This is a genomic window from Planococcus alkaliphilus, assembly GCF_057031095.1.
This window is the reverse complement of record NZ_CM168060.1, coordinates 880634-893772: the sequence shown is the minus strand read 5'-3', so window position 1 is coordinate 893772 and position 13139 is coordinate 880634. Positions and strand designations below refer to the sequence as shown.

Below are 13139 nucleotides of genomic sequence, written 5' to 3'. Positions count from 1 at the left end.
TTACGGTCCGTAAATATCTTTTTCTGAATGGAAGCCGTCAGCGATAACGGTATCTTCCAAATTGGTTTCATCTACTCTTAAAGGGTATAAAAACACTGCCGGCACTTCTGCTTTCCCGTTATGGACTTTCCGATTGACCGCCACTTCCTCTCCTTTTGCGAGTGCTACGACCAATTCAGCCGTTTCTTTCGCCAATGTCTTGATCGGTTTGTAGACGGTCATTGTCTGGGTGCCTTGTACGAGCCGTTGAATCCCCGCAAGTTCTGCATCTTGCCCCGCAACCGGAATTTCTCCAGCCAGGCCATAGGCTTCCAGCGCTTCGATGGCGCCGCCTGCCGTTGCATCATTTGCCGCGATGACGGCATCGACCTTTCCACCGTTAGCGGATAAAGCCGCCGCCATATTTTCCTTTGCATTTTCCGGAGCCCAGTCCTGAGTCCATTGATCATAGACAATTTTTATATCGCCTTTATCTATCAATGGCTGCAATACATTATAAACCCCTTTTTTCATCAAATGGGCATTGTTATCTGTTTCTGCCCCGCCTAGATAGACGTAATTTCCTTTCGGCGCTTCTTCTAGCATGGCTTTCGCTTGGAGCTCTCCCACTTTTTCATTATCAAAAGAAATATACAGATCAATTTCAGCATTTTTTACGAGCCGGTCATAGGCAACGACTTTGATGCCCGCTTGGTGTGCTTTATTGACCACTGCTGCTGTGGCCTCCGCATTATGTGGAACAATAACCAGCAAGTCGACCCCTTCGCTGATCAGTTTTTCAGCCTGTAAGATCTGCAGGGCATCATTGCCGTTTGCTGCTAAGATTTCCACTTCTGCTCCGAGCTCTTCTACAGATTCCTTAAATAGATCCCGGTCCTTCAACCAACGCTCTTCTAGCAGCGTATCCATCGAAAATCCGATTTTAATCGGCTGTTCAACCGGCTTTATCTGATCAGATTCTTCCACCGGCATTTCCTTTTCTGCCAAGAGCTCTTCTTCCGGCGTCTCTTCCACACAAGCAGAAACGCACACCATACACAAAACCGACAAGAGAAAAAGGGACAGCACTTGATAAATGGACAGCTTCATCGATTTCTCTCCTTAAAATCAGCTCTTTGTTGCCGCTAACCCTTTTTTCCCGAATAACGATTTACGGTATTCTTTCGGTGAAACGGCTGTGTTTTTCTTAAACACCTTACTGAAATAATTCGGTTCGTGGTACCCCACTTCAAAAGTGATTTCCTTGATGCTTTTCTCGGGATCCGCCAAAAGTTTCTTCGCTTTATCAATCCGGCATTCCGTCAAAAAATCGATATAATTGATGCCTAATTTTTCTTTGAACATTTTACTGATGTAAATTGGGCTCAATCCTACTCTTTGGCCTAAGACGTCCAAAGAAATGTCTTCATTCGAATGCTCGCTGATGTAGACCTTGATCTGCTGAATGGCATCCGCTTCCAGCTTCCCATAATGTTTTGTATAGGATTCTTTCATGCGGTCCAGCAAATAGCTGGTTTCTGACCGCAGCTGCCGGCAATCTTGCGCCTGGAAAGAATACAGCGGCGTGTCTGTCTCAACTCCCACTTCGCTCATGACCCGTGAAATGACCCACATCAGTTCCAACACCCGCTGTTGAATTTGCAGAAGGTCCGCTCCCCCGTTCTCATAGACTTGAATGAGATCGAGTGCATAATAGCTGACATCTTCCCATTGCCCTAGACGGATATGGTCAAACAGCTTCTTCTCGCCGTGTTTCGCCAATTGAGGGCTAAACCCATCACTTAGAATCGGCACATCCGAATAAAACCGGTATTTGACCGGCAATGTAGAATCCATGGTCGCAATCAGCGACTCCTGATAGGATTGGCGTATTTGGTCCAGCGAACCGCAAACTTGTCCAATTCCGATAAACCACCCGGCTTCTGCTTCTGTTTTCCGCAAAGACAGGATTTCCTGAGCCAATGAAATCGCTTGAGAACGGTACGATTTCTCCGGTTCCCTAAATACGATAATCGGAAGCTGCCTGCCGTATAATGCCCCAACCCATCCGCTTTTCGTCATTCTCACTTTTTCTTTAATTGCTGAATATTGATCTCCCGATCCGGCAGGCAATAAAACACTCATGACAAATTTTTCATTGGTTGACCGTATATCGAGCATTTCAACAAGCATATCCAAATGCACTTCATGGACATGGTCAAATAATAATTGCGTAACCACATCCGTTTCAACCAGTGTCAAAGCTTGCTGCATGGCATTTTGTTGAAATTCGCTCGTGGCCATGACTTTTCGCTCTTCTTCTGTTTGGGCAAGCACTTTTCCGACCGTTGCTACAATTTCACTGGCTTTGCTCGGTTTTAAAAGATAGTCTTTGACGCCCAGTTTGATGGCTTGACGTGCATAATCGAAGGTATCAAAAGCTGTAACCATGACAAACTTCATGGAAGGATATTTTCCGCTGATGATTTCAATGGCTTCCAATCCACCCATTCCCGGCATTTTAATGTCCATTAAGATCAAATCCGGATGAAACTCTTCTGCCAACCGAACCGCTTCGCTGCCATTTTTCGCTTGTTCAATCGCCAATTCCGGATAAGCCCTCGACAAAATCGCTTCAAGTCCTTCTCGTTCAATCTGCTCATCGTCGACAATCAAAAGCTTAGCCATACTGTTTTTCCTCCCCCATTTTTGGCAAAGTCATGATTACTTTCGTCCCCTTGCCCTCTTCACTTTCGATGCCCAGAACGTTTTCAGCACGATAGAAAATCCGCAGACGCTGAACGACATTGGCAAAGCCAATTCCTGTAGAATGTCCTTCAGCCGGCACTTTTTGTCCACCTAACAGCTGATTGATCTTTTCATGCGACATGCCCTTTCCATCGTCTTCAATTTCAATAATGACTGCATTTCCTTTATCAATGACCCGGAACCATATATGTCCCCCGTCTTCTTCGGGTTCAATGGCATGGATGACAGCGTTTTCAATAATCGGCTGCAAAGTAAGCCCTGGAATCTTCACATTCAAACAAGATTCATCCACTTCCATATGGACATTTAAACGATCGGTGAAGCGGGCTTGCTGAATTTCGATGTATTGCTTTAACACAATCAGCTCTTCGTAAAGCGTTACTGGCCGGTCTAAGCGCTTTAAATTGTAGCGAAGCAGCCCTGCAACACTCACAAGCAAATCGCTGGTTTCCTCGGCTCCTTCCAAATACGCTTTTTTCGATAAGATATTCAAGGTATTAAATAGGAAATGAGGGTTGATCTGGCTTTGCAGCCCCAATAGCTGGCTTTCCTGCAATAAAAGCTTATTTTGCTGTAATTCCCGCTCCAATTGCGCTTTTTCTTGAATTTCGATGATGAGATTATTGATATTGATGCGCATACGGTCAAACGTTTGGGCCAAGAAAGATATCTCATCATTGGAATCCACTTTAATCTCCAGATCAAATCGGCCTTTCGATAATTCGTTTGCCGATTGAGTCAGCATTTGAACCGGCTTCGTGATGCTGATGGAAAACCAATAAGTCAAAAGCAGGAGCACGAACGTAATCAGCAAAAGCAGCCAAATGCCGAGCTGCTTCAACTCTTCGGATTGTTCAATAATGCTTCGATAAAAGCGTTCGTAAGTTTTTAGCTCCGTATCAATGATCGTCAAAGTCATCTCTGAGATATATGTGGAAATGCGGGTGGCTTCCGAAAATTCCTCATTTGATCCTTCTGCTTCTTGCTCGGACTGCAGCATCATGGAGCGGTCTGTCGTTTCAACTAAACTCTCTAAAAGATTTGTATAATTTGTCAGCGCAAATTCATTTTCTTCGTTGCGCAAATCAAAAATTTCATCTTTCGCTTCATGGATCTGTTTTTTGCTGGCATCCAGCTTTTCCAGATTGTCAGGTGTTGGCTTGATCAAATAATTATTTAAATCGGTCACCAGCTGTTGGCTGATAACCGTCACTTCATTCAAACTTAAATAGCGCTGAAGCACATCATTGTATTGGCTTTGCGTCTTTTGGTTGTAGTAAGTCAAAGTGATCCAGATAGCCGACATGATAAACAAAACGACGAGTGCGAGCATCCAAACTTTTTTCTGTATTTTATTCATCGCTGATCCTTCACTTTCAACATGCGGATATCGGTAAGGTAGCCGTCCATATCAAGCGGCATGGCTTCATCCTTTAGCCAGTTCATCATTAAACTGACACTGGTTCGCCCCATAGTATCCGGTGCTTGCTTAATGATGCCGTCCAATTTTTCTTGTTCGAATAACGCCAAAGACTCCGGTCCGTCATCAAACGAGTAAATATAATAAGGCTCCACTTGAGAACGCTTGCTTATTTCCTGGATCATCGGCGATGCAAAATCGGCGTTTAAAGCGATAAACCCATCTAAATCTGGGGACTCATTTAAAATTTGCTGTGTTTTTGCAAGTATATCTTTTCGCACTTCCGTTGTTTCAGAAAAGATCAAATCGATACCAACATAAGCATCGAGCACAGAACGAAGCCCTTCAAGCCGCTGGTCTTGATAGTATTCATGGCGCATATTGGCCATCACCACTACCTTGCCGGCATTGCCCATATCCGATACCAATTGCTCTGCAATCATTTTGCCGGCCAAGAACTGATCGGACCCCACATAGGTTTTCCGCAGGCTTTTTTCCTTCGGCACATCGTTTGCGACTGTAATAATGGGGATTCCATGGAAAGACGCTTTGACTTTCGTCAAATCATTGAATTCTTCGGAATCCGATCCTTGCACAATAATTCCATCCACTTTTGAATAAAGAGCGACTTCAATTTTCTCCAAAAAATCTTCCTGGTTATTGCCGTAGCTTCCCCATACCTCCAGGTCTGCCCCTTCTTTTTCCGCTTGTTCGAGAGCGCCTTTTGCAATTTGATCCCAGAATGGTGTATCCAAATTTTTAGTGATTAAAATGAGGCGCGGTTTGCCTTCCGCCGACCCAGCGGCGGCCGGCAATTGCCCGTTTGTACGAAAAACTTTTTCCGCTGACAACAAGGTGAAATAACATAAGACGATGCATAAGAGACCGATTACAGCCAAGCCGAATTTTCGCACGGGAAATATCCCCTTTTTTGAATAGTCAATAATTTTTATCATACCACATAAGAAATGATGCACAATACTCGGTTTTCTTCTAAATAGACGAGGCGATAGATGGCAAAAAGAGGGGCTTTTAAAGCCCCTCTTAAAAGTTAACCTCGTTTTCTGCGCGTCATGACATCGAAGATGACGGCAGCTGCTAAAACACCGCCGCGGATAATGTATTGATACGAAATACCGACACCGAGCAAGTTCATGCCGTTAGTCAGAGAAGCCATAACGATGGCACCGATGATCGCACCGGTGACTTTCCCGACACCCCCGGCTGAGGAAACACCGCCTACATAAGCTGCCGCGATGGCATCAAGTTCAAATAGCGTACCAGCTGTAGTTGTAGCCGATTGAAGCCTTGATGTAAACAGGATTCCGGACAAAGCAGCGAGCATCCCCATCGAACCGAAGACGATGTACGTAATTTTCTTTACATTGATCCCGCTTAAATGCGCTGCTTCAGGATTGCTTCCGACCGCATAAATATGGCGGCCAAGCACTGTCTTCGTCGTCATGAAATGGTAGATGATTACAACGACCAGCATGATCACGACCGTCCAGGAGAAGCCATTATATCCTGCTAAGATCCAGGTGATATAAGCGATGACCGCTGAAACTAAAATGAGTTTTAAAGCGAAGATGCCTTTTGACGGCACATCAAATTTATATTTCACTTTATTGCGCCGATTGGAGAATTCGCTGTATACATACAGCAAAACACCGATTAATCCGACGATCAGCGAAAGAAGATGCAGTCCATTCACTTCCATAAGTGAAGGGATAAATCCGTTCCCGAGGGCATTGAATTTATCATCGTTGACAATGATTGTTCCCGTCTGTTCTGTAACCCGCAGCAAAGCGCCTCGGAAAATGAGCATCGCAGCTAAAGTCGCAACAAAAGCCGGAATGCCGAGCTGGGCGATGAGAAATCCATTGAACAATCCAGCAACGATCCCGAAGATCAAAATGGCCGGTACCGTGATATAAACCGATACCCCCATCTGCGTCAGGAAAATGGCTGCGATTGCGCCGAGAAATCCGGCGGCAAAACCGACAGATAAATCGATATGCCGGATAACGATGACCAATGTCATCCCGACTGCCAGTACGGCAATGTATCCAGCAGAATCCAATAAGTTACTGATATTCCGCGACGACATGAAGAGACCATCCGTCATGATGGTAAAGGTCAGCAAAATGACCACAAGCGCGATATACATTCCATAATCACGGATATTATCTTTAATTAATGTTTTAACTTCTGTAATAAACCCCACTGGCTCTACCTCCTAATGCGTTGCAAGTTGCATTATTTTTTCTTGGCTCGCTTCTTCAATGGCCATTTCGCCTTTGATCCGCCCTTCGCCCATTACATAAACCCGGTCGCTCATGCCAAGCACTTCTCCAAGCTCTGAAGAAATCATGATGATGCTCAAGCCTTCATTGATCATCTGATTCATGATGGTGTATATTTCAAACTTCGCGCCGACATCGATTCCGCGCGTCGGTTCATCCAGGATCAATAATTTCGGGCCGACAAACAGCCATTTTCCAAGTGATACTTTCTGCTGGTTTCCGCCGCTTAAATTCCCGACATTTTGTTCGACAGAAGAAGCTTTGATATTGATGGATTTTTTGTATTCTGTCGCTACTTTGATTTCTTCGTTGCCGTTTAAAATACCGTTTGAAGAAATACCTTTTAAGTTTGCTGCTGATACATTGCTCTTAATATCTTGGAGCAGGAAAAGCCCGTTGCCTTTACGGTCTTCGGTGACGTAAGCAATGCCTGCCTTAATCGCATCTTTTGTGTGGGTAAACTTGCGCTTCTTCCCATTCAGCAAAAGGTCGCCTTGAACTTTATACGATTTCGGATTGCCGAAAATACTCAAGGCTAGTTCAGTTCGCCCCGCACCCATTAACCCGGCAATGCCGACAATTTCCCCTTTTTTAATATGGAAATCCACATCTTTTACCACTTCGCGGCCCAATTCCACATCAAAAGCGCTCCAATTGTGCAATTCCAAAATCTTATCGCCGATATTCTTATTCGGCCGTTTCGGATAAATGTCTTTAATCTCGCGTCCTACCATGTTTTGAATAATGATGCTTTCTGAAATCGGTCCGTCTGCAGCATCCAGCGTACAAATTGTTTGTCCATCTCGCAGGACGGTCGCTTTATCGGCAATAGAGATGACTTCTTTCAGCTTATGCGAAATCATGATGCACGTGATGCCTTCCTGTTTCAGGCCTTTTAATAATTCCAATAAATTCTCACTATCGTCTTCATTCAAAGCGGCAGTCGGTTCATCCAAGATCAGCAATTTAACCTCTTTGCTCAAGGCTTTTGCAATTTCAACCAATTGCTGTCTGCCGACGCTTAAATCCTTTACCAAAGTTTCTGGATTCACTTTTAAATTTACTTTTTTCAACATTTTTTGGGCTTCAACGACAGTTTGGTTCCAATCTACGAACGCCCCTCGCTTTACTTCGTTGCCAGCAAATATATTTTCATATACTGTCAAATCCGGGAATAAAGCCAGTTCCTGATGGATAATGGAAATGCCCGCTTTTACACTATCGCTGATATTGCTGAACTTCTGGACTTCTCCTTCGTAGATAATATCCCCATCATAATTCCCGTGAGGATAGACCCCGCTGAGTACTTTCATAAGCGTCGATTTGCCGGCTCCGTTCTCACCGATCAAGCAATGGATTTCTCCTTTTTTCACTTTGAAATTTACGTTGCTGAGTGCTTTAACTCCTGTAAACTCCTTGGAAATCCCTTTCATTTCCAAAATATATTCGCTCATTGATAATCCTCCTTTAAGCAAACAATTAGCAGAAAGGCGAAATAGTGATAGATGGCTCTATCACTATTTCGCTGTTGCCTTTTCAATTCTATTCAAGCCCCGTGAATTCGCTTGCTTCGTAGTACTCGGAATCGATCAGTTCTTGTTTCACATTTTCTTTATCGACAACGATAACATCTGTTTGCTTCGCTTTAATATCAGCTGTTCCGTTATTATAAGAACCCGTTGTTTCTGGAGTTCCATCGTCAAGAACTGTAACAGCCATGTCGATTGCATCTTTTACAAGTGTGCGGACGTCTTTGAAAACGGTCATCGATTGCTTTTCATCAATTACGTATTGAATAGACGCTTTTTCTGCATCCTGTCCCGTAATCGTGTAATTTGTGATGTCTCCATCAGAAGAGAAAACATCCGCAATCGAACGTGCTGTTCCATCGTTCGGCGCTAAGATGGATACATCGCCTTTCATATCAGCAGCTACACCCGTTAAATGAGTTTGTGCTTTGTTCTTCGCTTCATTTGGATCCCAGTTTGTCGTCACTTGTCCAAGAATTTTACTCAATTGGTCGCGCGATAATTCCGCTGTATCTTTTAATGCTTCCGCTTCGCTTGAGTTGGCAATCTTAAATGTGCCATCTGCAATTTTCGGCTGCAATACGCTCCAAGCGCCTTGGAAGAATAAGAAAGCATTGTTATCAGAAGAAGCTCCTGCATACAGGTACAAAGGAACACCTGAGCCTTCAGCGTTGTCGATCAAGTACTGCCCTTGTGCAGCACCTACTGCCAAGCTGTCGAATGTTACATAATAATCTACTGCATCTGTATCTGTGATCAATCGGTCATAAGCGATGACTGTCACATCGTCTTTTTTAGCCGATTCAACCGCTGCTGCAGCCGCTGCCCCGTCGTGCGGGCTGATGATCAATACCTTAATCCCTTTATTCAATAAAATATCAACATTCTCTTTTTCTTTTGCAGACGATCCTTGGCTGAAGAGAATTTCAGTTGAATAATCTGTTTCTGCCAATGCATCTTTGAAACGCTGCTCATCCTGAACCCATCTTGGTTCATCTTTTGTCGGCAAGACGATCCCAACGTCTACTTGTCCGTTGCTGCTTCCACCGCTGCCTGAATCTCCGCCTTCATCACTGCAAGCTGCAGTAATCAATGCAAATATCATTAAGACAAGAAATAATGTAAACTTTTTCCCCTTAGTTTTCATTGCCATTCCCCTTTCAATCTTTTGTTCGTCTTCTTTTTCAGTATAGCTAGGAAACAAAACGATGTAAGCGCTATCACTAGCACTCTTTTAATTTCATCTATACTTTTTCAATGTTCGAAAAACAAATGAAGAAATAGTCCAGAAAAAACAAAAAAAACCGAGAGTTTCCTCTCGGTTTTACGCTGAATCTGTTTTCACTCCATTTCCAGGAGCCGCTGGTATTGCCATTTCCGTTCTTCTGCCACTGCATCTTCGCTGAAATCTTTTGCAAAAGCGACTGATTTGACCGCATAGGTGGAAGCATGGATGGCGTGCTCGGCCATATGGGCAGTTGACACTGCTTGTCCGGCAGCTCTCGCTGCTGACGCGGCCGCCTCATCTTCCGTCTCTCTTGCTGCAGCATGGGCTTCGAATGCTGCTTTGCGTGCTTCCCTTACTTTCACTTCGCCTTTTGTCCATAAATGAGCTGCTTCTATGGCTTTATGCAGACGCTGATCTTTCGGAAATAAATTCTCATAATAGGAAAGCACATGCTCCGCACAATCAGCTGCCCAGCGCACCGCTGTAAAATGATCGATTTTCCCTAGCTGTTCTTCAATTTTTTCTTTGATGTCGGAATCTACAAAGTGTTGCGATGCCATTTTCACACCGGTCCTTTCTGGATTATGGTTTAAAGCTTATTTTCCAATGGAGAAAATTCAATGTGATATCGTTTTTTCCACGGCGACTCTGTTTCTTTAAGAGTTCTTCCCTTCTTTATACCTTATCCTTTAGGCTCTAAAACTAAATCTCTCTGTCGAAAAGGTTTTTGTCTCCTTTAAAAGAGGTAAGGAGGAAGACAACAGATGATTTGAAAGTTAATGCTGCGGAGGGATTCTGATGTTTTTTTTTGATTACATCATTTACGTTATACTGTCCATTTCCAAAATCTTTTTATTCAGCTCTTTAAGCGGAACTGAATTCGAATTTGGCTTTTTCCTCTTGAATCTCGCCACTGTCCTGATTCTCTCCTGCTGGACCTTGCTATTGAAAGCAAAAACAAGGCAATGGATCTTTCTGTTTCTGCTCTTTCTCCACAGCACCTTATTGATTTCCGACTTATGGTATTACCGCTATTTTGAAGATTTCCTCTCCATCTCATTGCTGTCTGATATCACTCAAATCAATGATGTCGGCGGTGGATTTTTAACGCTGATCCAAGCCACTGACTTTTTCTTTTTTGCAGACTTGCTCTTATTTGGCGCAGTCATTTGGTTTTCAAGGAAACGCCATGCTTCTATCCAAAATGTAAATCGGAAGAAATATGCCGGCATTGTGTTAGCTGCCGGAATTGGGTTATACGCTATGCCAATGCTGACGGATTATTTTGTAAAAGGCGCTTCCCCACTCGATCCCACTATCGCCGATATGCAGGATTATTATCAATTCGGGTTTTGGGGCTATCATGGACTTGATCTTGCCAAAGGCGGAATTGATCTCGTCAGCAAAGAAAATCGCGTAACAGCTGAGGAAGAATCACTCATTCGAAAAGCCAATAAAGGCGGAGAAAATGCAGAAGTTGCCGAAGAGCAGCCGAATGTTATTCTCGTTCAACTTGAGTCTTTCCAAAGCAGTGTCATTCACCATAAAGTGAACGGCCAGGAATTGACGCCAAATTTAAATAAGCTTACCGAAGAAATGCTTTACTTCCCGTCTTTTTACCACCAGACGCACGAAGGAAGAACATCTGATGCCGAATTTATTACGAATACTTCGCTTCAGCCCTTGCGTTCGGGCTCAGTCTATACGCAGTACGAAGAAAATGAATTCGATTCGCTGCCGGCAGCTTTAAAGGAAAACGGCTACACCACTGCCGCCATGCATGCGTATGAAAAAGATTTCTGGAACCGGGACAGCTTCTATCAAAAAATCGGTTTTGACCAGTTTTTCAGCAAAGAAGATTACCCGGAAGAAAAGAAAATCGGGATGGCAGTGAACGATACAGAATTCTTTACGACTTCGATCGAGCATATGGAAGAATTGGAAGAGCCGTTTTTTGCTTTCCTTGTCGCATTGACGAGCCATATCCCGTATGAAATTCCCGAAGAAGACCGCGCGCTTGATTTGGCGGGCTACGAAGATCCGCTTTTAAAAGGCTATTATCAGACCATCCATTACGTCGACGGATCTGTCGGAGTGATGGTCCAAGAATTGAAAGACAAAGGCATTTGGGACGATGCGCTCGTTGTCTTCTACGGCGACCATGACAGCGGCCTTCAAAAGGACGGCAGTGAGATGGCCAAGGAATTTGAGGTCGAGTCAGCGGTCGATCAGTTTGAACTCAGCCGGCGAGTGCCGCTATTTATCAAACCGCCAAACCTTGCTCAAGGTGAGACCATTGATAAAAGCGGCGGCCAAATTGATATCACGCCAACTATCTTAGCTATTCTTGGCATCGGCCACCCGTATGTGCTCGGCCAGTCTTTAATGGATGAGGAAGCGAATTTAACGGTGTTCCGCGACGGTTCGTTCCGCTTTGAAGATGTGTATTATCTGCCGGATTTTACAGAGTCGATTGGCTCAGGCACATGCTATTCCATTGAAACAGAAGAGGAAATTCCGTTTGACCGATGCGCACCTCACATCGGCAAAGCGGCGAAACAGCTGCAAGTTTCAGACACCATCATCCAGGAAAACGCCTTGGATGAATTGCGGCAGTCCAGCCGCCCTTGAAACTAAAAGCTTCCGGAAAGAAATTTTCCGGAAGCTTTTTTCGGTGTTTGTATCCCTATCGACTCTCCCCTTCTTTTGCTGCGAAAGCCCAGAAAGTAAAACCAAAGACATTTCAACGATTAGCGAATATAATAGAAGCTGTCTGTAAAAACGTTCCTCTTTTTTTATGAGAAGGAAAATAAAGTAACCGATCGGTACCGGAGGAGATTTTTTGAATTCGAAAGCTTTTTCTTTAGCCTTATTTTCTGTTTTGATCTGGGGCTCTTCATTTGCCGCCATCCGGGTCAGTTTGCAAGGCGGCTATGATGCTGGCCAAAATGTGTTGGTCCGCTTCATGGTCGCTTCCATTCTTTTTCTGATTTATGCTTTATGGCCAGGAACAAAATTCCGCCTGCCGCATAAAAGCGATATTTTAAGAATCTTGCTGCTTGGCTGGATCGGCATCAGCCTCTACCATATTTTCGTTACGTTCGGCATGGAAACCATTTCTGCCGGAACCGCCGGTATGCTCGTCGGATCCGGACCGATATTCACGGCACTCATCGCGGCTTTCTTTTTGAAAGAGCGATTGACTGGAATCGGCTGGGTCGGCCTCAGCATCGGATTTATCGGGATTCTGTTCATTGCATTCGGTTCAGCCGATGCTTCCTTGACGCTGACGAACGGCGCTGTTCTCGTCTTGATCGCAGCTTGCGCTTCCGCCGTGTTTTTTGTTTTCCAAAAACCGCTGCTGACGCGTTATTCAGCCATTGAGCTGACCGCTTATTTTACGTGGGCCGGCACGTTGCCTTTCCTAATTTTTTCACCCGGCATTTTCTCAGCTTTACAAAATGCCACCATCGAAGCTCATCTGTCTACGCTTTATGTCGGCATCTTCCCTGCCGCGATCGCTTACGTCACATGGGCAACCGCTTTATCGCTTGCGAATGCGAGCTCCGTTTCCAGCTTGATTTACCTGGAACCTGCGGTTGCGATAGTCGTCGCCTGGATGTGGCTGCATGAACTTCCATCTGCACTTTCGCTTATCGGCGGCGTTATCGCCATCAGCGGTGTACTCATTGTCAATTTCCTCGGAAAGCGGCAAGAAAAACAGCGGCGCCTTTCGGATCAAGCTGCTGAATCGTCGGCTTAATCTGGTAGAAAAAGTCATTTGCAATATGCAATTGGCTTTTTTTACGGAATAAATTTGCTGAACGCGCTTAATTTTCTCTGAACGCGCGTATCTTGTTGCAGGCGCGCGCATTTTCTTATGAGCGCGCACAAATCGATTTGAACGC

The 13139-nt window shown here is 44.5% G+C and carries 10 protein-coding genes; 2 read left to right on the top strand and 8 right to left on the bottom strand.

What is annotated here, in order from left to right; genetic code table 11:
* The 8 genes from xylF to AC2EXB_RS04585 all read right to left on the bottom strand — a co-directional run bounded on the left by xylF (window position 1) and on the right by AC2EXB_RS04585 (window position 9791).
* The gene (gene xylF, locus AC2EXB_RS04620; RefSeq protein ID WP_483603928.1) at window positions 1-1089 is read right to left on the bottom strand and encodes a D-xylose ABC transporter substrate-binding protein; all 1089 of its coding nucleotides are present in this window, start codon (window positions 1087-1089) and stop codon (window positions 1-3) included.
* Between the two features lie 18 nt (window positions 1090-1107).
* Window positions 1108-2667: a response regulator gene (locus AC2EXB_RS04615; RefSeq protein WP_483603927.1), complete on the bottom strand. Its 1560-nt coding sequence runs from the start codon at window positions 2665-2667 to the stop codon at window positions 1108-1110.
* Window positions 2660-4108: a sensor histidine kinase gene (locus AC2EXB_RS04610; RefSeq protein WP_235198518.1), complete on the bottom strand. Its 1449-nt coding sequence runs from the start codon at window positions 4106-4108 to the stop codon at window positions 2660-2662. Before AC2EXB_RS04610 ends, AC2EXB_RS04615 begins: the two co-directional genes overlap by 8 nt.
* Complete coding sequence (locus tag AC2EXB_RS04605; protein WP_483603926.1) at window positions 4105-5082, bottom strand: sugar ABC transporter substrate-binding protein; 978 nt, start codon at window positions 5080-5082, stop codon at window positions 4105-4107. Before AC2EXB_RS04605 ends, AC2EXB_RS04610 begins: the two co-directional genes overlap by 4 nt.
* Window positions 5083-5219: 137 nt before the next feature.
* Window positions 5220-6395, bottom strand: a complete 1176-nt coding sequence (locus tag AC2EXB_RS04600; protein WP_235198516.1) for a sugar ABC transporter permease — start codon at window positions 6393-6395, stop codon at window positions 5220-5222.
* Between the two features lie 12 nt (window positions 6396-6407).
* A complete protein-coding gene (locus tag AC2EXB_RS04595) occupies window positions 6408-7928 on the bottom strand; it encodes a sugar ABC transporter ATP-binding protein (protein WP_235198515.1) in 1521 nt (506 codons plus the stop codon).
* An 88-nt stretch (window positions 7929-8016) separates the two neighbouring features.
* Window positions 8017-9150 (bottom strand): sugar ABC transporter substrate-binding protein, encoded by a 1134-nt coding sequence (locus AC2EXB_RS04590; protein ID WP_235198514.1) that lies wholly within the window; start codon window positions 9148-9150, stop codon window positions 8017-8019.
* A gap of 194 nt (window positions 9151-9344) precedes the next feature.
* Window positions 9345-9791 (bottom strand): putative immunity protein, encoded by a 447-nt coding sequence (locus AC2EXB_RS04585; RefSeq protein ID WP_235198513.1) that lies wholly within the window; start codon window positions 9789-9791, stop codon window positions 9345-9347.
* A 238-nt stretch (window positions 9792-10029) separates the two neighbouring features.
* Between AC2EXB_RS04585 and AC2EXB_RS04580 the strand changes: the two genes are divergently transcribed.
* Both AC2EXB_RS04580 and AC2EXB_RS04575 read left to right on the top strand, forming a co-directional pair.
* Entirely contained in the window at window positions 10030-11862 is a 1833-nt protein-coding gene (locus AC2EXB_RS04580) for an LTA synthase family protein (protein WP_483603925.1), read from the top strand.
* A 211-nt stretch (window positions 11863-12073) separates the two neighbouring features.
* Window positions 12074-12994: a DMT family transporter gene (locus tag AC2EXB_RS04575; RefSeq protein WP_483603924.1), complete on the top strand. Its 921-nt coding sequence runs from the start codon at window positions 12074-12076 to the stop codon at window positions 12992-12994.
* The last annotated feature ends 145 nt before the right edge of the window (window positions 12995-13139 follow it).

Excerpts from the sequence above, each read along its gene's own strand:
- AC2EXB_RS04585 (WP_235198513.1), bottom strand. The coding sequence starts at position 9,791 with ATGGCATCGCAACACTTTGTAGATTCCGACATCAAAGAAAAAATTGAA.
- AC2EXB_RS04590 (WP_235198514.1), bottom strand. The coding sequence starts at position 9,150 with ATGAAAACTAAGGGGAAAAAGTTTACATTATTTCTTGTCTTAATGATA.
- AC2EXB_RS04615 (WP_483603927.1), bottom strand. The coding sequence starts at position 2,667 with ATGGCTAAGCTTTTGATTGTCGACGATGAGCAGATTGAACGAGAAGGA.
- xylF (WP_483603928.1), bottom strand. The coding sequence starts at position 1,089 with ATGAAGCTGTCCATTTATCAAGTGCTGTCCCTTTTTCTCTTGTCGGTT.
- AC2EXB_RS04580 (WP_483603925.1), top strand. The coding sequence starts at position 10,030 with ATGTTTTTTTTTGATTACATCATTTACGTTATACTGTCCATTTCCAAA.
- AC2EXB_RS04595 (WP_235198515.1), bottom strand. The coding sequence starts at position 7,928 with ATGAGCGAATATATTTTGGAAATGAAAGGGATTTCCAAGGAGTTTACA.
- AC2EXB_RS04610 (WP_235198518.1), bottom strand. The coding sequence starts at position 4,108 with ATGAATAAAATACAGAAAAAAGTTTGGATGCTCGCACTCGTCGTTTTG.